This is a genomic window from Stutzerimonas sp. (assembly GCF_982611455.1).
The window spans coordinates 16662-38255 of sequence record NZ_CEXBBO010000012.1; the positions used below are offsets into that span (position 1 = coordinate 16662).

At 60.5% G+C, this 21594-nt stretch carries 13 protein-coding genes; 1 reads left to right on the plus strand and 12 read right to left on the minus strand.

All coding sequences use genetic code 11. From position 1 onward, the window contains the following. Positions 1–93: 93 nt before the first annotated feature. The 12 genes from AC2LD7_RS09485 to AC2LD7_RS09540 all read right to left on the minus strand — a co-directional run bounded on the left by AC2LD7_RS09485 (position 94) and on the right by AC2LD7_RS09540 (position 20417). Entirely contained in the window at positions 94–1242 is a 1149-nt protein-coding gene (locus AC2LD7_RS09485; RefSeq protein WP_484597505.1) for a catalase family protein, read from the minus strand. 52 nt (positions 1243–1294) lie between these two features. Then, positions 1295–3166 carry a di-heme-cytochrome C peroxidase gene (locus AC2LD7_RS09490; RefSeq protein ID WP_484597506.1) on the minus strand — a complete coding sequence of 624 codons (1872 nt, stop codon included), beginning with the start codon at positions 3164–3166 and terminating at the stop codon, positions 1295–1297. Positions 3167–3384: 218 nt separating this feature from the next. Next, positions 3385–4344 (minus strand): hypothetical protein, encoded by a 960-nt coding sequence (locus AC2LD7_RS09495; RefSeq protein ID WP_484597507.1) that lies wholly within the window; start codon positions 4342–4344, stop codon positions 3385–3387. After that, the gene (locus AC2LD7_RS09500) at positions 4335–7013 is read right to left on the minus strand and encodes a toxin VasX (RefSeq protein ID WP_484597508.1); all 2679 of its coding nucleotides are present in this window, start codon (positions 7011–7013) and stop codon (positions 4335–4337) included. Before AC2LD7_RS09500 ends, AC2LD7_RS09495 begins: the two co-directional genes overlap by 10 nt. Beyond that, entirely contained in the window at positions 7010–7591 is a 582-nt protein-coding gene (locus AC2LD7_RS09505) for a DUF4123 domain-containing protein (protein ID WP_484597509.1), read from the minus strand. The genes AC2LD7_RS09500 and AC2LD7_RS09505 overlap by 4 nt, the downstream gene beginning before the upstream one ends. Continuing rightward, the gene (locus AC2LD7_RS09510; protein WP_484597510.1) at positions 7588–9681 is read right to left on the minus strand and encodes a type VI secretion system Vgr family protein; all 2094 of its coding nucleotides are present in this window, start codon (positions 9679–9681) and stop codon (positions 7588–7590) included. The genes AC2LD7_RS09505 and AC2LD7_RS09510 overlap by 4 nt, the downstream gene beginning before the upstream one ends. A 190-nt stretch (positions 9682–9871) precedes the next feature. Next, positions 9872–10390 carry an Hcp family type VI secretion system effector gene (locus AC2LD7_RS09515; protein ID WP_484597511.1) on the minus strand — a complete coding sequence of 173 codons (519 nt, stop codon included), beginning with the start codon at positions 10388–10390 and terminating at the stop codon, positions 9872–9874. A gap of 281 nt (positions 10391–10671) precedes the next feature. Then, the gene (gene selO / locus AC2LD7_RS09520) at positions 10672–12132 is read right to left on the minus strand and encodes a protein adenylyltransferase SelO (protein ID WP_484597512.1); all 1461 of its coding nucleotides are present in this window, start codon (positions 12130–12132) and stop codon (positions 10672–10674) included. Between the two features lie 84 nt (positions 12133–12216). After that, entirely contained in the window at positions 12217–15507 is a 3291-nt protein-coding gene (gene mscK, locus AC2LD7_RS09525; RefSeq protein WP_484597513.1) for a mechanosensitive channel MscK, read from the minus strand. Positions 15508–15619: 112 nt separating this feature from the next. After that, complete coding sequence (locus AC2LD7_RS09530; protein WP_484597514.1) at positions 15620–17365, minus strand: potassium/proton antiporter; 1746 nt, start codon at positions 17363–17365, stop codon at positions 15620–15622. Positions 17366–17591: 226 nt separating this feature from the next. Continuing rightward, entirely contained in the window at positions 17592–19394 is a 1803-nt protein-coding gene (locus tag AC2LD7_RS09535) for an acyl-CoA dehydrogenase (protein WP_484597515.1), read from the minus strand. Positions 19395–19514: 120 nt separating this feature from the next. Continuing rightward, the gene (locus AC2LD7_RS09540) at positions 19515–20417 is read right to left on the minus strand and encodes a polyprenyl synthetase family protein (protein WP_484597516.1); all 903 of its coding nucleotides are present in this window, start codon (positions 20415–20417) and stop codon (positions 19515–19517) included. 115 nt (positions 20418–20532) lie between these two features. On the opposite strand from AC2LD7_RS09540, the gene fni reads away from it, so the two are divergent. Beyond that, entirely contained in the window at positions 20533–21582 is a 1050-nt protein-coding gene (gene fni, locus AC2LD7_RS09545; protein WP_484597517.1) for a type 2 isopentenyl-diphosphate Delta-isomerase, read from the plus strand. The last annotated feature ends 12 nt before the right edge of the window (positions 21583–21594 follow it).

Consider the following 21594-nt stretch of genomic DNA (forward strand, 5'->3'; position numbering starts at 1 on the left):
AACAGCCCGCTCCAGGCGAACATCGATAGCTTCTGGCTTCGAGAGGCTCGCGTAACCGCGGGTCAACTCGCTCGGGCAGGCAGAGCAGCAGTACTAATGGTCAGTTCGGAAGGCACCGTTGCGGTCCAGGCGGTAAGCACTAATGGCTTCGTACACTACTTTTCTCAAGCGGTTGATGCCGCCGATTGGCCGATGTTCAGGGAGTGAATGCCAAGGGTTGAAGGACAGGTTGTCACAATCGATATTCTGCCCTGGGCTGTCGAAATCCTGGGCGAGAAGGCGGATATCGGCGACGGGTTCGTACGGCGAAACCGACTCGTCCCACTCGACGCTGGGGTCCTCGATAGGCATGTAGAACTCGGCGTTTTGCCGTTGTATCTGCAACGTGAAACAGGCGGGCGTCTGGTCGAGCGAAAGCTGCTGATAGAGCGCGTTGCGCAAGAAGTTGGGCAAGTCGCGGTTCTGTTCGGGCAATTGATAAGCCGGGCAGTTCTCCGGCGCAGGTATCACGCGGTATTTAATGTTCAGCGGCCCAAGCTTGAACGGCGCCACCGAGTTGTAGGTGGTCGCCACTGGGCTGTCAGGCGCTGGCGACAGGGTCTTCAGCGCAATCGTCAGGTGACGGATTTCCCAGTGGCGGGGATCCCAGCCTGGAAAGAACGCCAGCACTTTCTTGCCCTCGGCCTGGGCGGCGAAATTGCTCCGGTATTCGGCTACGTCACGGACGAAGAATGCCGGGTGATTGAACATGACGAAATCCTGTTCATCTGCATGGGCCGGGTTCGCTGACAACTTTGGCCCCGTAACATCGAGCAGTTTGATCGCCATTCCTCGGGCATCTCGGGCACGATCGAATTGAGGGTAGGCATTGCCGTTGGACAGCCTTACCCACGCCTGCCAGCGATGTCCGGGTTGGCTGAACACGCCATGGCGCAGATCGCTGTCAATGTCGCTGCGGACGGAAACCTCCGCCTTGAGACAACCATGCGCCTTGGCGTGCGCGTCGCGTAGCACCCGAGTGTTGTCCCTGTGTTGTTCGACGACCCGGATCGCATCGGCGATGATGGCCTGCGTGTCTGCCTTTTCGGTGGCAGGAATCTGCTCCTCGCGTGACACCGGGCCGGAAAATTTCCAGCCGTAGAACAGGCTGCTGATCAGCCAACCGCCAAGGCCCAAGGCCAGAACCAGCAAGAGTATTTTGCCGAGCCAGTTACCCAGGCAGATCCAGAGTTTTTTAAGCATGGTGAAGTCCCTTTGACCGTTCAAGTTTGATGCAACGCTGCGGCACGTGGCGTCACCCGCAGTTGGGCCCCGGTGTCCATGGCTTGGCTGGCAGGTCTTGCAGTCGCGGCTCGAATCGGTCGTCGCCCAGCACTTTCAAATATTCGATCAGTGCCCAGCGTTCATGGGGCAGCAGGGCGCGCCCTATAACGCCTTGCCCACGGCAACCAGCGCGAAATTCATGGCCCTGGTTGCTGTTGCCGGTAATCGCCGTATCGAGCAGGAAACCGCCGGGAAAGGCGCTGGTTTCAAAGCCGAGGCGCTTGGTGTCGTACTCGAAAGAGCCCACCCAGAACTCCTTCTGCCGTTCGGCCACCGGCGACAATAATTCGAACAGGTTCGCGACCGATCCATTGTGAAGAAAAGGCGGCGTGGCCCAAATACCATTGAGGGGGCGGGCTTTATAACCGCGTATTTCCTGCACACCGATGGGCAGGCCGAACCCGTCCATGCTGGCACGCTCGTCAGGATGGATGCCGGCGTCGCGGTAGGCGCGCTGTTCGACATAGGCCGTGATGTAAGCCAGCCCTTTTGCGCTGGATATCTTTTGCAGGTCCAGCTCCGCTGGCGAGGCGCCAAAGAGCTGGACGTCCAGTTCTTTCAATTCGTCCTGCGTCCAGCCTAACCGGCTGACGTCGAAGCGATGATCGGCAATATTGTCTGCGGTTGTGGGGTCGGTGCCGATGATCTCAGTCGGGACGATTCGCATGCGCCATTCAGGGTCTCTGCTTGCAGCAAAGCGCTCGCCCACGGGCTTGGGGGCGGCTGCGTGGCAATAGGCGCAATTTTCCTCGAACAGTGCGCGACCGAAGCTGGCCTTTTCGATATCGACCTTGCCCAGTACCTCTTCGGGCCAGCGCGGCGGCTTCAGGTGTTTGAGCGTCTGCTCCAGCTTATCGAGATCTCGCACGCGAACGCTCGATGAGTAACGTTCGGCGAGCGGTATGGGGTTGCCATCTTCGTGCAGCAGGTGCAGGCGCGCGCCCACGCCTAATGCCTCGCCGATATTGCGCGCCATAGGCTGCATGGCCGAGCCATTCCACTGAACCCAGTCGAACTTCCATATATCCCATACCTGGGGATAGCTGACCGGTGCGTTGGCGACCCGATAGTTTCCCGCATCGATGGCATCGCCAAATACGGTGTTGGCGATCCGCCCGAACGCATCGGTACGGCCGAAGCCCTCTTCTGTTGGGTAGAGGCCGCGATGCCAGTCGTTGAAGGCCGTGCTGAGCAACCGATCCAGCACCCGTTTGAAGTCGATACGCAGCTGCTCGCGGTCGTGTGCGTAGTTGTCGCCGAGAACTTCCTGTGCGAACCGTTTGAATTTGACCGGGTTGTAGTACGTTGCGGCCATGCTCATTCCTAGCGCCTGACCGAACGCTCCGCCTCTCAATGTGGGTACCGTCGAGGCAAGCGAGTGCAATGCCGCTCCGCCATCGATACGTATGGCTTGGCCGCGGTGGCGCAGCTCGCCCGTATGGCATGCGGCACAACTTATATCGAGATAGGCAAACCCGGTTTCGCTGTCTTCATGTCGTGCAAAGCCAACGGGCAAGTTGGCCGGATTGCGCATCGACGGCTGCTGTTGCGGGTCAACGAGAAAGCCGAACCTGGCCAGATAGTCCGGCGCGGCGAGCTTTTCCCGGCCAAATGGCTTTTCCAGCGCCTGGAACCATTCGTACCTCAAGCCTTTGACCTGTGTGCCCTGCGGTGTGTAGTAGAAGGTTTGTCGGTCTTCCTCACTCCACTGGTCCAGATAATGAAGCTGCTTGGGCTGTTGGTAAGCGGGCAGGCTGGGGAAGGCGACAAAATAGGCGCCAATCAACGCGAGCAACGCTACTAACAACAGCAGCCAGAAAAGGGCACGGCGGAGCAGTCGCATGGTGAACATCCATGTAGTCAGGCAGTCAGGCTTTATGCCAATCAATTTGCCTAATAGCAATATGCCATGTTGCCCGTAACGCTTTTGCTTCGCCCGGAAAGCGTGGAACGCATGATCTGGGATCAGCGGACTCCATAGAACTGCAATTGGATATAGCCAACAAAAGCCGGAAAGCCGAACCAGACGTCCGAGCCCTTAGCGAGCACGCCATCATTTGGTTAAACATCCAGCCCGCGCTCACGCTCCAGATCAATTAAACGCGTGGTTGGGCCAACGGCTTGCAAACGCTCAGTAACTATCTGAGGCCAGCGATTACGGGAGCGGCGCTTAGCGACGTTGTAGGTGAACTCGTGCAGCCAGTTCATCGGATAGGACCACACTTCCCACGCCAGCATGAAGGCGTCGGTCCACTCGAGGTAGTTCTTGCCGCCATTGGCCGCCTTTTTGTCGGCGATCTTGGCCAAGGTGAGCCTGTGCCAGTCGGTGCGTTTAATGCTGCTGGCCTTGAGCATCTCCCTGACATAGGCGTCTGAATCGCTGCGCTGGCCGTGTTCATCGAACCAGGGCCCATTGTCCATATAGGCGCGCAGCCATTCCCAGAAGCCTTTTTGCATTTGCAAGGTCTTGCCCATGGGCAGACCGAGGCTTACCAGCAACGCGTCGTCTGGCTCACCCAGGCGGCGCACGAGAATTTCCAAAGAGGCGTTACGCATGCCGCCGGTTTGAGGGCCAACCATCACATACTCACCGGCCAGCGCTTGAACGCCGTCCCAGGGGGTGTGGTAAAGCTCGCCGTTATGGTCGAAATAGACCTCGCGGGTACGGCGATTGAAAAGGATGGGCAGAGGCAGCGGGCGGCGAACCTCCCAGAAAAAGGGGACAATAAACATAATGGCGCATATCAAGAGCATGGGTGGCACGACATCCCAGCGCTGGGCAAACAACGCTATTATGCTGATTGAAAGTACCGCCATAACTCCAAGCCCACCCAATATCCCAGCAAACATCCCCGTATCAGCGTCTCCTCCTGCTTTTAATGCCAGATAATGCTCGGTGTGTTCGTCGGTAACGAACATTTCCCAAGGCTTTTCACCGGTAGGTTGGTCGGCGCTCAGCACCACGTTAGGCGCTTGCCCGAAGCGGGCACGGGCTTGCTGGATCAGGTCGCTTACAGCCATGCGAGTTCCTTGATTTCAATGGGCGGCAGGGTCAGTCCTTCGACGGGCGAATAGCTCAGTTCGCCGCTAATGGCATCGAGCTCGAGGCTGTTTTCTTCATGGTAAACGCGGCGGTAAACGGCAACGCCAGGCTCGGTTGTCACCCGGGTGCCGCTGTGATGATCGAAGTGCTTGCCCGTCCATTCCACTGCCCTGCGAGTGCCGCCAAGGCCGAAAAAGCTGCCCCAGGTTTCGTGTCCTTTGAAGTAGATCATATCTTCGCTCAGGACATCCCTGCCCGGTAGGTGCAGCAGTACATAGGTAATGGTCTGCATACCGCGATAGGGGTTCAGCTCGTTGAGCCGGTAAGCCTGGAGGCTGATGGGGAAAACGATCTTGTACAACTCGGTCATCGATTTCTCATAGCTATTGGCCCACTCCGCTGGGTGGGTGCCGAAGCGAGTATGTTTGATCCAGGCTTCCAATGGCGTGTCCTGGGTGTATTGCCGGGCGATAACTCCTCCGACGATCAGGATGGTCCAGCCTAGTGCGCGGGCGGCCAGGTGCGGTGCCACGCTGATACCTCGCCCTATTGCAGCAGCCTCGCCGGCAATCACTGCGGCACGAGCGGCACGAATGGCGCGAAAGCTTTTCACGTACAGGCGCAGGTTGGCGGCGGAGGCCAGGGTAAGCCCCGCGTTGATGCTCGCGGTATCGATATCGCCGGTTTGGTAGGATTCCATGGCCTCGATACCAAAGACCAATACATCGAGACCTGAAGTGACTGATTGTAGAAACGCAGTGGTGGCGCCAACACCCAATGCCTTGGACAGAGCTGCTTGAGACGAAAAAGAATGGGTACCTGCAGCCCTGATCGTTACCTCCCAGTCGACTTCGGTAACCTTTTGCACCATTGCGGATGTAGCAGACGAAATGCCAGAGAGGCCACTTAGAAAGTTGAGCCTGCTCTTCGTCGTGCCATCTAAAACCTGCACTCCACCCCAAGCAAAATTCACCCCTGCGACTAGCGCCACCAGACACTTGATCGGGGCCTTTTCCATCGCCCCCTTACTCAGATCGAACATCCCCTTGAGGTTGACGTCGGCGGCCAAGTGTCCTGTCAAAGCGGGTAGGTCTTTTGCCGGTAACAGGCGGAAAAATGGCAAGGCGTCACTGACCGCAACGCTTAATGGTGTGTGCCTGAGGTTGGCGGGCAGTCGGGGACGTGTGTCCATCAGGTCGCTCATCCACTCGCCAACCTGGCGCTGAGTAACCGCTTCGATTGCCAGGCGCTGCTGGCTGCGTGCAAGCGCGGCGGCTAGGTAAAGACGGCCAGCTGCGTTGGAGCCATTGTCGGTCTGTCTCAGGCTCAGGCCGGCAATAGGCGCAAGGGCGGCGAACAGCGCCTCCAATAGAGTGCCCTGAACATGGCGAGCCAAGCCCCCAGCCGCCTTGTTAAGCAGTTCCGCCAGTTTGCGCGCTTCAGCCAGTGCGCTGTCACCATTGTCTCTGGCGCCGTCTGCCAGCCCGGCGATGCTGCTGACTTCGCCAATGCCCAGCCGCTTCCCCAGCCCCAACAGTGACCAGACCAACCAGGGTTTGCCTGCTTTTTGTTGGAGCATCAAGGCGTTGGCGATGGCTTGCGCACCAGGGCCGGTTGTCGCGGGACCAAGGCAGGCGGCGGCGAAGTGCAGCTCTAGCTCCGCTCGCGGTGCCGGCTGGGTAATGTCGAAGTGGCCACACGCGGTGTCCAGGCTTGCGGGACCACGTTCTGCCAGAGTATTGAACCAGGCAGCCCAGAGCTCACTGAGACGACGCACATCGACACTGTATTCGTCCTCTTCCTGCGTTTGCTCCTGCCAGGCGGTTTGTAATTTGCGGTAGTTGGTCATGCTGCGCAGCTGGCCATCGATTTGCGGGTCGCTCTCAGCCAGAGACTTGATCACGCCGGCCATGGCCCAATTCTCGCCATGTATTTCACGGGTGACCTTAAACGCTTGCTGGCAGGCGCGGAGTAATTCAGCCAGATCCAGCAGTACGCCCCAGGGATCGTCGATCAAGGCATAGGACTGCTGTTCGCAGCGCTGCATGTCGTCCAGTAGTTGTGGCCAGTCCGGGCGGTGCGTAGTAGAGGGTTCGCAGCTCCAGCCATACCAGGTAGCGTCCATGTAATCGCCGATACGCTCGTGGACAGTACGGGCCTGGCCGCTGAAAGGAGCTGCACCAGGCATAAATGCGCGCATTACTCGTTGGCGCACGTCCGCCTTCGTCTTGGCCGCAGCGAACTGGTTATCGCTCCACTGGGTGGGAGACCAGGCCAGCATGGCCGACTCGCCGGAAGGAAGTAGTAGATAGGGCAACTTGCGTCCGTCGATGATTTTTCCGGCACGCGGAGTTTGGGTAAACGTGGCCCGGTTGACGCGGTATTCAATCATTTGTTTCAGCCCGCTCTGCCAGACATACAGCCAGCCGTCACGTAACAGGCGGGTGGTGTAATTTAGCGAGCGGCCCTGCAAAGACTCGAAATAAACGCCGATATTGGGGAACACTCCTTGCAACGGCGGCAGTCCATAGGCGCTAGTGTCCACCGGCAGGGTAGGGCCGAGCGCATAGCGTAGGGGCAACACAGCGCTGAGCAATGGGCAGGCGGCCACTATCGAACCGGATGGGTGTGGGGCTTGAGCGGTCATATGGCAGTTTCCTGTGCCGGGTCGTCCTGGCTGGCGAGTGCTTCCAGCAGTGGCCAGTCGAGCATCAGCTGGGCAACGACGCCCAAGTCGGCCTGCGCATTGTTCCTTTCTGGGTATTCGTTATGCCAGGCGCAAAAAGTGCTGTGTTCGTGACGAAGCCAGATGCGTTGGATACGATGCCAGAAGCCCTCCGGCCACTTCGCCCCGCTCTGCCATGCCGAATACAGCGGACGGGCGTCGCCGAGACGCAGCCAGAGTTCGCGATGCTCAGGGGTAAAGATGCGCAAACGGTTTTGCAGGATGCGCTGTAAGGCGTCTATCGGGACGTCGCTTTCCAGCCAGACGCCGTCCTCGATACCGTTGCCGTGCTTCCATGCTTCGTAAGCCGGGCTGCCCATGGGGGCGTCCAATAGAATGGGGCCCGCGTCTGCTATGGGATAGTAGGCGGTACCGAGTAGCAGTGGCAGCGGCTGGTGGCTTGGAAAGGAGTGATAGAGCCAGGCCGTCGCGCTTTCGTAGCGAGCTCCATCCAGCAAAAGTGCACCGTGGCCGTTGCAGCTGGTCGTGGACGAGCTCATGCATTGTCTCCAGGCGTTGCCTTGGCTGCTTCGCAGACTTCACACACACCCGCCCGGGTGCTGCGAAACAATAGGTTCTGTTTCACCAGAGCTTCCAAAGGTATGCCCGCCTCATCCGCATCCGCCGGCTTCACCTGCCCTGGCAGAATGGCCGCCGCGCCGGTTCCCTTCCCCGGACCACCCCCCGAGTTGATCTTAATCACCGGCCCGGCCATGGTGATGCCGCTCGCATCGAGCTTGATGAAGCTGCCGGCGGCTTTGAACGTCAGTTCGCTGCCGGCTTCGAGGATGACTTTGAGCCCGCTGGAGAGGTGGATTTCGTTGCCGGCTTCGATGAACTGACCAGTGCCGATTTTGACGTGCTGGTTGCCGCCGACGGTGAGGTGATCGTTGGCTTTGATTTCGCTTCTGCGGTCGCCGTGAGTGGTGCGGTGTTCTTCGGCTTTGAATTCGCTGTAGCTGTTGGCCTCGACCGTGTCGTGGCGTTCGTGGCCGACGCGGATTTTTTGGTCGTGCTCGATGTTTTCGTCCCAGTCGCGCTCGGCGTGGATGTAGATCTGCTCCTGGCCCTTGCGGTCTTCGATCCGCAGCTCGTTGTAACCATCGCCGCCGGGGCTGCTGAGGGACTTGAATACGCTGCGGGTTTTGTTCGCCGGCAGGTCGTAGGGAACCGCGTTTTCCTTGTGGTACAGGCAGCCGGTTACCAACGGCTGATCAGGGTCGCCCTCGAGAAAGGTGATCAGCACTTCCATGCCGACGCGGGGGATGGCGATGCCGCCATAGCGATCTCCGGCCCAACTGCTGGAGACGCGTAGCCAGCAACTGGTCTTGTCGTTGGCTTGACCGTCGCGGTCCCAAAAGAACTGAACCTTCACCCGACCGTATTCGTCGCAGTGGATTTCCTCACCGGCGGGACCGGTGATTACAGCGCTCTGGCTGCCGAAGATGCGTGGTTTCGGGTGCTTGATGGGCGGGCGGAACGGAACGGCCCAAGGCGTGGCGGAGAATCGGTTGCGGTAGCCTTGTTCGAAAGCGCCCTCACCCCAACCCTCTCCCAGAGGGAGAGGGGGCTGTCTGCGTAGGCCGGAACTGGTAATTGATTCCTCTAATACCTGAGGCTGCTTGCCCTCATGGTAGATCTCGTTGATCAGCCAGAGCTGGTTCCAGTCGATCCGCGGGTGCTCGGTGAACGGAAGAAAGTGACCACTGACCAGCAGCGGCTGATCGCTCTCGCCTTCGGCCAGCTCAAAATCATGGCGGTGCCGTTCCAGAGCGCGCAGAGACAGGTGCTTGCCACGCTCACGATCGACGAAGCGGCCGGGATAGTCGTAATCCTCAAGGTCGGGCTGGGCGTCGCTCCGAACGGCCGCTTCCATGGTCAGGCGTGGCTTTTCGAAATCATAATCACGGCGTGTCACCCGGCTGGTACGGGTCTCTACGCGCACACCGAAGCGCTTGACCACTGGTTCATCTGCGACCAGTCCGGAATCCTGCTGATAGGCGACGGATGCCAGCTTTGGAAACACCGTCTGGTCATCGCCGAACACCAGCGTGTGGCCGGCTTCGCTGTGCTGGAAGTGGTAGTGAATGCCTTCTTCCTCGCATAGCCGCTGGATGAAGTGCAGATCGGTTTCGTCGTACTGAACGCAGTAATCCCGTTCTGGGTAGATCACCGGACCAAGGTCGAATCGGTAGCCGTCACCGGCGAGGATGCCGTGTTCCTCGATCATCCGCGCGATGATTTGCGGCGCCGTGAGGTGTTGGAAGATGCGCTGGTTGGTCCGGTGCGCCAAATAGGCGAGTCTCGGGACGATGACCAGTTGATAGCGAGTCAGGCGTTTGCCGGACTCGCCTTGCGCGGCGCGATATATCTGGCCATGAATGCCGGTGCCGTCTTCGGTGAATGCCAGGAACGCAGGCTGCTGCAGCAAGCGTTCCAGATCGATGTCTGGGCGTTCGCTGACCAGTTCCAGCTCGAAGCGATAGGGCTGGCTGATGGCTTCGCGGCCGCTGAATTCGAGCACTTGAAGATCATGCTCGATGCCTTCGATATGCAGGGAAAAATGGGCTTGGTTGGCGGGGGCGAACATCCTTGTTCCTCCTGGATCCGTCCATGATTTGCGCCAGGGCGCATGCGGGGGCTCGATGTACCACAGGCTGGCGGCGCGGCTACGTGCTGGGTCGTGTATTGCCGCGTCGCGAGTCGAATTTCCGCTACTGCTTCGCAAAAAAGCTTCGGTCAGGCCGGGCCCGACCGAAGCCTTTCATGCCGCGATCACCTTAGCTGGCGATCGGTGTACGCCAGTCATCGGAGCCGGAAGTGCCGGAGACTTCGTGGGTCCAGACGATCTTGCGGTAGGTGAAATACACGTCTTCCAGATGGGTGAAGTGGGACATGTTCGGGTCTTGGCAGTTGGGCATGCGCGACTGCACGTCGACGATCACCGCATCTTCGAGTTCGATGGTGTAGTAGTGCTCCTGGGTACCGGTGGAGGAAGTGCGGTACCACTCCAGGCGGCATTTGCTCAGGCGCTCGCCGGAGGTCAGCGAGTTGAAGATCAGCGGCGACGACTTGTCGAATACCTTGGTGATCATCAGCGGCTTGTGTACACGCTGGCCGGTGGGCTGACCGGACTGCGGGTCGCGCGGAATGATGACCTGATGGCTGAATGCCTGAACCAGAATCTGGTCCTCATGTCCTTCCTGGAAAATATTGCCGACCGAGTCCTCGGTGAAAGTGCCTGCGGTGATCAGACCTTGCTTGGTGCCTTCGAGGGACAGATACGCGGGTGTTGGCATGAACGCTCTCCTTGCCTTGTTGAATGCCGGGATGGCGAGTAAAGGAGTACAAGGGGCGTGCCAGTTAATAAAAAGCTTTAATTATCAAATAGATAATTAAAGGCAAGCTTCGGCGCGTGACACGATGCGGCTGGCGTCACATTAACTTGTGCAAAAACTTGCCGCTGGATGTGCAGAACATGGCGCAGCGGCCACAGCACTGCCGCCATCAATGCGTTTGCCGAGTTTTCCACAGGCTTATCCACAGCTCTTTGAGCAGCTTCTTGCGCAGCGTCCGAACGTTAAGACGAACAGCTGATTTCAAGATGCTTGCCCCATTCCGGTGGCCGCTCGGCGTAGCGTTCCATGTTTGGTTGCTCGTCGAAGGGATGGCTGAGCACCGCATGCAGTTCGCGAACCGGACCGTAGTTTCCCGCTTCGGCTGCTTCGATTGCCTGCTGGGCTAGGTAATTGCGCAGGATGTACTTCGGGTTGACCGCATGCATACGTGTCCGGCGTTCGCTCTGGTCGCCGCTGTCACGCTCAGCACGCTGGCGATAGGCTGCGGCCCAGTCGTCGAAGGCCTTGATGTCGATGAAATCTTCGCGCAGGCGAGCCAAAGACTGCTCCGGTGCGCTGTCGCCGAGTTCACGAAAGAATCGCGTGTAGTCGATGGCGCTGGCCTGCATCAGTTGCAGCAGGTGTTGCACCAGCGTCTTGTCGTCTTCTTCCGCTGTCTGGAAGCCCAGGCGCCGGCGCATCAGGTCGAGCCAGGCGGCTTCGTAGATCGGCAGAAACAGGTCCATCGTCTCGCGCAGCTGTTCCACCGCGACAAAAGGCGTCAGGGCTTGAGCCAGTGCGGCCAGGTTCCAATGCGCGATAGGCACCTGGTTCTCGTAGGAGTAGCGCCCGGCATCGTCGGAATGGTTGCAGATGAAACGCGCATCGAAGTCGTCGAGGAAGGCGTAGGGACCGAAATCGAAGGTGATGCCGAGGATCGACATGTTGTCGGTGTTCATTACGCCGTGGCAAAAGCCATACGCCTGCCAATAGGCGATCAGCTCGGCGGTGCGCTCCAGTACTTCGCGGAAGAAGGAGTGGTAGGGCTCGGGATGTTCCAGGCAGTCGGCGAAATGGCATTCGACGACGTGATCGAGCAGCTGCTTCAGCTCGTCGTGCTGTTTGGTGTAGTAGAAAAACTCGAAATTGCCGAAGCGCACATGGCTTTGGGCCAGGCGCAGCAGCATGGCGCCACGCTCCTGGCGTTCGCGATAGACCGGCGTGTCCGAACCGGTCACGCACAGCGCGCGCGAGCTGGGAATGCCCAGCGCATGCAGGTGCTCGCTGGCGAGGAATTCACGAATCGAGGAGCGCAGCACGGCGCGGCCATCGCCCATGCGTGAATAAGGTGTCTTGCCAGCGCCCTTGAGGTGCAAGTCCCAGTGCTCGCCAGCGTCGTTGACCACTTCGCCCAGCAGCAGACCGCGACCGTCGCCCAGGCGCGGGTTATAGCTGCCGAACTGATGGCCGGAATAAACCATCGCGCGTGGCTCGGCCGTGCTCCAAAGCTTGTGGCCGGAAAACAGTTCGGCGAACAGTGGATCTTTCGCCACCGCTGGGTCGAGATCGAGGAGCGCCATGGCGGCCTCGCTGGCAATCACCAGGTGCGGTTCGTCCAGCGGTTGAGGTGTTATGGCGGTAGAGAACACATCGCCGAGACGGGCGAAGCGGTTGTCGAAATTCAGCTCGCTAAGGGTCTTCACGTTGGCTCCGGCGCTGACCTGAAAGGTAGCGCCCGCAGGGCGAGCGCATTTGAATTTTGGAGGTCGCGCCTGTCGTGGCGTTCCTCAGGACTGACCGTTGGCAGATGCCCCGATAGGATCTGCTTCTTTATTGGCCTGCTGGATTTCCAGAGCAGGCGGCGGATTTTTCAGATGCACGTCCAGCTGACGGAACGCGATGACGATTCCTCGCGCCCGGAATTCATGGTCGATGCGCCGGTTGATTTCGTCTATTACCGGGTTGCGGTCGCCCAGGTCGCGCACATGCAGGCGCAATTCATGGTCCAGGCGGCTCTCGCCGAAGTTGAGGAAGAAGACCTGCGGTTCAGGTTCCTTGAGCACGCGAGGATTTTCTCGGGCGGCCTGGAACAGCAGGCTGCGAACCTCTTCGAGGTCGGAACCGAACTGCACGCCGATGCGAACGGTGACGCGGGTAATGGTGTCGTTGAGCGACCAGTTGACGAGTTGGTCGGTCACGAAAGTCTTGTTCGGGACGATAATTTCCTTGTTGTCGAAATCGGTGATGGTCGTCGCTCGAATGCGGATGCGACTGACGGTCCCGGACAGATTGCCGATGGTCACCACGTCGCCGATGCGTACCGGTTTTTCAAACAGAATGATCAGGCCGGAGACGAAGTTGGCGAAGATTTCCTGCAGGCCGAAGCCCAATCCAACCGATAGCGCGGCGACCAGCCACTGCAGCTTGTCCCAGCTCACGCCAAGCGTCGACAGCGTCGTGACGATACCGATGCCGACCAGCGTGTACGAGAGCAACGTACCAGTCGCATAGGCGCTGCCCTGCGCCAGGCGCATCCGCGACAGCACGAGCACCTCGAGGAGCCCTGGCAGATTTCGCGCCAGCGCGAAGGTTATAACGACCGTCGCCAGCGCACCGAGCAGGTTATTCAGGGTTATGGCGGAAGTGCTGGCGGTCTCACCGCTGCCGCTGGTGAATTCATACAGCGTGACGTTATCGAGGTACGACACCACGCTGATAAGGTCGGCCCAGACCCAATACAGCACGACGAAGAACAGGCCGAACATGGCCAATCGGGTCAAGCGCAGAGACTGTTCGTTGACCTGTTCGATGGCCAGGCCTGGCTCGGCAGCCTCCTCATTCGAAGCCGACCCTTCATCAGCATTTGCCTCTCGCCTGGCAATTGCTCGCTTGTAGGCCAGGCGCCGCGCAGCCACCGTCAGCCCACGAATCAAGGCGGCCTCGATAACCACCCAGGCCAGTAACAGATACAGGGTATCGATCAGTCGGCCGGTCAGCTTCAGCGCCGTGTAGTAGTAACCCAGGCCCACGACTACGATCAGCGCTAATGGAAGCATGCTGAACAGGAGGCCGATGATGCGCCGCACCGGTGATGCGTTCTGGCTCGATGGGCCTTTCAGCAGCAGGCGCGTCAGGCGCCAGCTCATCAGCGCATAACAGGTGAGTACGACGACGATGCCGATCACGTCGTCGACCAAACTGCCTGGCTGATGTTCGGCAATCGCCACGACCGCTACCAGTGCCATGACCACCAGCCCCAGCCGACGAATCTCGTTGCGCAGGAAGGCCACTTGCGGGCGGAACCAGCCGAAATGCGCCTCGGCCACCCGGTTGGGAGAAAGCATGCGATAGGCGCTGTAGAACACCAGCCAGGCCTGGGCCATCTGGTAAAAGGCGGCGCCGAGGCTGATGTTCTGACCGCGCCCGTCCATTTGCAGGACGTAACCACAGAGCGCCAGGAACAGCGCGCCGGGGAGCGCCAGCAGCAGGTTCAGCAGCAGGGCCAGCGGCGTATGCAGCTGGCTGTCATGGCGGAAATGGCCGATGTCGTCGCTGAGCGAATCGAGCTTGGCGTTGATGGCGTTGCGGCGCCAAAGCAGTAAACCGATCACCAGTAGCAGCGGCACGAAGAACAGCGGCCGCTCCAGCAGCCCGGCGCCGAGCGCCTCGAACACGGAACCCCAGGGCATCGCCCGCAACTGGCGATCCAGAAGCGTCGGGACGTTCTTGAACCAGTCCAGATCCAGCGGCCTGTTGCTCGGAATCCAGAACATCTGCTCGTCCAGCGTTTCGCGCAGGGCTTGAGCCTTGGTCTGAAGCTGGCGTTGGTTCAACTGCAGCGTGATCGATTCGCTGAGCAGCGCGTTGAGCTCGTGGTTGAGCCGGTCGAGCAGCTCACTGCGGGTGCGCATCAGCTCCAGCAGCGCGCTGCGCACCTCGGGGTTGACCTCCTCCGGTGACTGGCTGGCGAGCAACTGGTCGACGTAATCTTCGATGTTGCCGCTGAGCTCGCGACTCTGGTTCAGCTCGAACTGATAGAGGCGGATGTCGGCGATTTCATCGGCCAGATCCTTATCCAGACTTAGCTGCGGCAGGGCCTGCTTCTGTTGGTATAGAACCTTCGACAGCAGCAAGCTGCCCTCGAGCACGGCGATCTGCTCTTCCAATGCCTGGTCAGCCTGGTTCAGCGTGTCGAGCTGCTGACGAGTCTGCAGGTTTTCCTGAGTCAGATCATTGAGGCGCTCGGTGGCTCGGAGCAGATAACCGGAAAGTTTGCGGTTCTCGGCGCTTTCGGCAGGGAGAAGCTTGCCGGAGCCGGTCTTCTCGGCCTTCAGCGTGATTTCGGCGACGGTCTGCTCTGATTCTTCCCGGCGCTTGTTGTTGATTGCCGTCTGCAGCGCCATGGTTTCCTGCTCGGCACGGGCGATGCGCTCGGACAGCAGATCGCGGCGCGCGACACCCAGGTCCTGCAGCAAGCTGTTGCCGGCTAGCTCGTTGCGGCGTAGCTCTATCTGCGCGTTGAGGGCAGATTTCTCCGCCGTGAGCAGCTCACGGCGTTCATCCGTCAGCGGTTTGCCGCTTTCACGGCCCGTCTTGAGCAGGTTGTTGATTTCATCGATGCGTGTCTGAGAGTTGCTGATATCGGCCTGGGCGCGCTCTGGGCGCGTCTGTGCGCTGATGATCATGCTGTTGGCAGCGGTCAGTGCCGTTTGCCAGGTCGCCAGCTCATCGACGCGCTCGGACAATCGCTTTTCGAGCGCAGGAACCGCCAGCTTGGCCAGTTTCGCGGCCAGGTCGCTGGTATCGCTGCCTTTGAGTTTGCTCAGTTCGCGCTGCGCCGCAGCGATCTCCTTCGGTGCGCCGGCTAGTTCGGTCTTGAGTTCGGTCAGCCGTTGCTGTGCTTCTCCGGCCTGTTCGGCGAGCCGCTTGGCGCGATCATCCGTACTGGGTTGCGCCGATTTTGCCGCTTCGTCTTCGGCGGGCTGGCCAGCGCTCAGGCCGGGCACGGACTGGGCAAATGCATAAACGGGAGTAATGGCGAGCAGCGTCGCCAATAACAAGGTGCGCAAGGAGGCCATGGGTCCTGTCGAAGTGTCGAAAAGAGTGCGGAGTCTAAGGGCTGCCGAGGGCCGAGGCGAGTCCATAGATCGGAACGTCCCAACCATGTTGCAGGCGGCCCAGGGCCATCTTTTAGAAGTGCAGCGCGGGACCGGGTTTGTTGCCCTCGGGGAATTTCAAACCAACCTTGCGCACTTCGCCGTGCTCCATCGCGGCGATGGTCCAGGTCAGGCCGCTCCACTCGATCTGGTCGCCGATGACCGGTTTGCCGCCGACACGCTCGGTGAGGAACTGGCCTATCTGCTGATTGCCATCCACATCGCCCAGCTTCAAGCCATACAGCGCAGCGAGGGCGCTCATCTCGGCTTCGCTTTCGAGGATGAAGTCACCGAAGAAGCGCATGTCGCGGCCGCGCTGCGGCGCTTCGCTGAACAGTTTGCCGAGCGATGGCAGATCCTCTTCGTGGCCGATCACGCAGAGAATGTCATCCACTTGCAGGCGTGTACTACCGGAGGGATGCAGCAGCGCCTTGCCTCGGAAGAGTGCGGCGATGCGTGTGCCTTCTGGCATCTTCAACTCGCGCAGGGCGGCGCCTACGCACCACTTTTTAGCCGTCAACCGGTAGATGAACATTTCCCACTGGCTGGTTGTGTGGATCTGCAGGCCCGCCCTTGAAACCGGCAGTGGCGACGGCGGCACCTCGACCTTGGCCTTCTTCGCCGCCCAGGTCAGCGTGGTGCCTTGTAGCAGTAGCGATACCAGCACGATGAAGAACGCTACATTGAAGAACAGCTGAGCGTTTTCCAGCCCGGCCATCAGCGGGAACACCGCCAGGATGACTGGCACTGCGCCGCGCAGGCCGATCCAGGAGATGAACAGCCGCTCGCGCAGATGGAAGCTGCGAAAGGGCAGCAGGCCGATGAACACCGCAAGCGGTCTAGCGAAGAGGATCATCCACAACGACAGTGCCAATGCCGGCAAGGCGATCGGCAACAGTTCACTCGGGGTTAGCAGCAGGCCGAGCACCAGGAACATGCCAATCTGGCTCAGCCAGGCCAGGCCGTCGAACATATGCAAAATGCCGTGGCGATTGCGGATCGGCCGGTTGCCCAGCAGCAGCCCGCAGACGTAGACCGCGAGAATTCCGCTGCCGCCGATCACACCGGATAACGCATAGATCATGATGCCGCCGCTGACCGCGAGCAGCGGATACAACCCATCGGCGACCGAGAGACGATTGATCAGGTGCAACAGCAGCCAGCCGCCAGTCAGACCGAGTAGGGTGCCGATGCCGAATTGCTGAAGCAGACTGACGAAGAAGCCCCAGCCGAAGCCGGTTTCGCCGGACGCGAACATGTCGATCAGCGCGACCGTGAGAAACATCGCCATGGGGTCGTTGCTGCCCGATTCGATCTCAAGTGTCGAGCCGACGCGTTCGTTCAGCCCGCGCCCGTTGAGCAGATTGAAAACCACCGCAGCGTCTGTCGAGCCAACGATGGCACCGATCAGCAGCCCCTGCATCAGCGGTAGCTCGAACAGCCATGCCGCGGCCAAACCGGTCAGGCCGGAGGTGATGACCACGCCGGCGGTGGCCAGGGAAAAAGCTGGCCAGAGCGCTACGCGGAAAGTCGCGGCGCGGGTCCGCATGCCGCCATCGAGCAGAATGATCGCCAGCGCCAGGTTGCTGATCAGGAAGGCTAGCGAATAGTCGTCGAAGACGATGCCACCAATGCCGTCAACGCCGGCCAGCATGCCCACTGCGAGGAAAATCACCAGAATCGGCACGCCGAGGCGGGTCGACAAAGAGCTCATCAGAATGCTCGCAGCAACCAACAGGGCACCGATAAAGAACAGTTGGTTGATGTTGCCGATATCCAAGCGCGCTCTCCGTGGGTTAGTGCCGCTGACAGTCATGCAGGGTGCATGCCAGCGATTCTAACCTGCTGATTTGGCGAGCTGTCAAAAAAAGCCGGCGGAACGACAGGCGTCTTTGTTTGCGCTGTTGGGAAGGGAGCGACGCTTCGGTACGAAGGGCTGGTTCGATGCGGAGCTCACCCTGGTAGCTGGCCTCGAAGACCGGCTGGGTGCGCTCCGTCTGGAACGGTTAGAACCAGCCGTCCTGCATGGCAAGGCAGGTGTCGTCGCGGCTGGCGAGCAAATCCAGCTCGTGATGGCAGCTGGGCACTTCCCAAGCCAGAAAGTAGCGTGCGGCCTGCAGCTTGCCGCGGTAGAAGTCGACGTCCGCCGCGTTGCCGTTCGCCAGTCCCTGTTCGGCGTGAATCGCCTGTTCCAGCCAGCGCCAGCCGATCACGGTATGGCCGAAGACTTTCAGATAGAGCGCCGAATTGGCTAGCGCCTGGTTGATTTTGCCGGCCATCAGATCGCCCAGTAACGCCTGGGTGACCTCGGTCAGGCGTGCAATCAGTCGTTCCAAGGGTTCACGCAGCGCATCGAGCGAGCTGTGCTCGCCGGCCCGCTTGCAGGTGCCTTGAATCAAGCCGAGCAACTGACGCAGGCCGGCGCCGCCGTTCTGCATGAGTTTACGGCCCAGGAGATCCAGCGACTGGATGCCGTGGGTGCCTTCATGGATTGGGTTCAGGCGGTTGTCGCGGTAGTACTGTTCGACCGGATATTCACGCGTGTAGCCGTGGCCGCCGAGAATCTGGATCGCCAGCTCGTTGGCCTTGAGGCAGAACTCCGAGGGCCAGGATTTGACGATGGGTGTGAGCAGGTCCAACAATTCGTGGGCGTTCTTGCGTTCTTCCTCGGTCTGCGCGGTGTGTTGTTCGTCGACGAGGCGCGCGGCATACAGACCCAGATCGAACGCACCTTCGACATAGGCTTTCTGCGTCAGCAACATGCGCTTGATGTCGGTGTGCTGGATGATCGGCACCTGCGCCGAGGCCGGGTTCTTGCCGTCCGGCAGGCGCCCTTGCGGACGCTCGCGGGCGTAGTTGAGCGAGTACAGATAGCCGGCGTAGCCGAGCATGATCGCGCCCATGCCGACACCGATGCGCGCGTCGTTCATCATCTGGAACATGTACGACAGGCCTTTGTGCGGCTCACCGACCAGATAGCCGACGCACTCGCCATTATCACCAAAGTTCAGCGCCGTTGAGGTGGTGCCGCGCCAGCCCATCTTGTGGAACAGCCCAGCGAGAATCACATCGTTGCGCTTGCCCAGCGAGCCGTCATCGTTGACCAGAAACTTGGGCACGATGAACAGGCTGATGCCCTTTACGCCCGGCGGCGCGTCCGGCAGCTTGGCCAGCACCATGTGCACGATGTTTTCCGATAGCGGATGGTCGCCACCGGAAATGAAGATCTTATTGCCCTTGAGGCGGTAGGTGCCGTCGCCGGCTGGCTCGGCGCGGGTGCGCAGGTCGGACAAGGACGAGCCGGCGTGCGGCTCGGTCAGCGCCATGGTGCCGAAGAAGCGCCCTTCGAGCATCGGCTTCAGGAAGCGCTGCTTCTGCTCGTCACTGCCGAACACTTCGATCAGGTGCGAGGCGCCCATCGTCAGCATCGGGTACGACGAGGTGCCGATATTGGCGGACTGAAAATGTGCGAAACAGGCGCGTGAAAGCAGGTTCGGCAGCTGCATGCCGCCGTCTTCGAAACTGCGCGAGGCGTTGTGGAAACCGGCTTCGATGAAGGCGTCGACGGCGGGTTTCACCTCGGGAATCAGCACCGCTTCGCCGTCCTTGTAGATCGGCTCGTTCTCGTCGGCCTTGCGGTTGTGCGGGGCGAAGAGGTTCTCGGCGATGCTGCGCGCGGTGCCCAGCGCCGCATCGAAGGTTTCGCGGCTGTGATCGGCGAAGCGCTCGCGCTGGATCAGGCTCTCGGCGTCGAGCACTTCATAGAGTTCGAACGCCAGGTTGCGCGGGCAAAGCAGAGTCTCGGGCATGGAAATTCCTCCGTTTTCATGCGCCGGAGTCTAAGGAGGCGGCGAGATGGCTGCCTAGCACCATACATTCGAGTGATGGAACGACACAGCGGCGCTTTCTAGCGCTTGCCTGATGCCGTTTCAGTGTGGCCGTGCGCAGCAATATTCAAGCAGCTGGGCCAGGTATCCACCACCGAGCCCGGCATCGATCAGGTGGCTTTCCGCGCGAGCCAAGTGTTCTTCGACGTGCTGGCGCGCCGCCTCCGGGCCGAGCAGGGCGACTACGGTGCTTTTGCCGCGGTCCTTGCCGGTGTCCTTGCCAATCTGTTGCGGCGTAAGGCCATCGGCCAGGTCGTCGAGCAACTGGAACGCCAACCCCAGCTCGGTGGCGAAGCCGTCCAGATGCTGCGCGCAGCTGGCATCGGCGCTTCCCAGCAGGGCGGCGAATCCCAGTGCGGCGGTGAACAATGGGCACGTCTTCAGTCGGTTGGTTTGGGCGATGGCTTCCAGCGGCCTGGCGCGATGGCCTTCGCGTAGGTCGTGGTACTGGCCGCGAACCAGCCCCTGCGCGCCGGTGGCCTGAGCGAGCAGCTGCACCAGTTGGTTGCGCAGCGAATGGCCGAGGCCATCGGCAGAGGCCGCTATGCTGAAAGCATGGCTGAGCAGCGCGACCGAGCTGAGCACGGCAACGTCTTCGCCGAACTGCAGATGAATGGTCGGACGGCCGCGGCGCAGCTCAGCGTTGTCCATGCAGGGCATGTCGTCGAGGAATAACGAAGCGGCATGGACCATCTCCAGTGCGCAGGCGAGATCGAGGGCGGCATCGAAGGTTTGCTCCTGCTGCAGATCCTTGAGCGCCAACAGAAGCAACAGGGGGCGAATACGCTTGCCGGGGGCCAGCGTGCCGTCGCGCATGGCGGCGCCGATGAGGTCATGTGCAGGGCATTGAGGCAGCCATCGGTCCAGCCTGCCGTCGACCCGCGTACGCAATGCTCTGAGCATCTGCTCGAAGTCAGGTTGCGTGTTCGACATAGCGATAGCCATGGCGACCTCCTGTGTAGTTTGTGGAAACTGTGACAAATCTTATACAGTCTGTACAGGTATTGGCACTTTTACCGACCGCATCCGTCCACATAAGGTCATCCGAACGAGGCGCTGTATGAGCAAAGAGCTTCTCGCGGCACGCAAGAACGATCATCTGGATATCGTTCTGGATCCTCACCGCGCCTGTTCGCGCGTGGAAACTGGGTTCGCCGCACTGACCTTCGAGCATTGCGCGCTGCCGGAGTTGCGCCTGGATCAGGTGGATATTCGAACCACCTTGTTCGGCAAAACGCTGGCCGCGCCGCTGTTGATCAGTTCGATGACCGGTGGCGCGGCGCGGGCCACGCAGATCAACCGCAACTTGGCCGAAGCGGCTGAGGCGCTGGGTATCGCTCTGGCCGTCGGCTCGCAGCGCATCGCGCTGGAAACCGGTGCGGATCAGGGGCTGACCAGACAACTGCGGCAGCTGGCACCGAGCATTCCATTGCTGGCCAATCTCGGCGCGGCGCAGTTAGTGGCGGGCTATGGCCTGGACGAGGCGCAGCGTGCCGTGGAAATGATTCAAGCCGATGCGCTGATCATTCATCTCAATCCGCTACAGGAAGCCGTGCAGGTCGGCGGCGACCGCGATTGGCGTGGCGTATTGAATGCCATCGAAGCGCTCGCCTCACGGTTGCCGGTACCGCTGGTGGCCAAGGAAGTGGGCGCGGGCATTTCTGCAGGTGTGGCACGGCGCCTGCTCGATGCCGGCGTTTCGGTCATTGATGTGGCGGGCGCAGGCGGTACCAGCTGGGCCGCCGTCGAGGCCGAGCGTACTGCGGACCCGCAGCAGCGCGCCGTCGCCCAAGCGTTCGTTGGCTGGGGCATCCCCACCTCTCAGGCGATCGCGGCGGTGCGCCGGGCTTGCCCCGAAGCACGGCTGATCGCGTCCGGCGGTATTCGCGACGGGGTCGACGTGGCCAAGGCGATACGCCTCGGCGCTAACGTCGTCGGCCAGGCCGCAGGCGTGCTCGATGCGGCGCTCATCGGACCCCAAGCGGTCATTGAGCATTTCCAGGTGTTGATCCAGCAGCTGCGCATCGCCTGCTTCTGTACCGGCTCGGCCGATCTTGCCGCACTGGGGCAGGCGCCGCTGGTGCCGCCCTTCGATCCGTCCGCGCTCTGATGCCCTCACAAA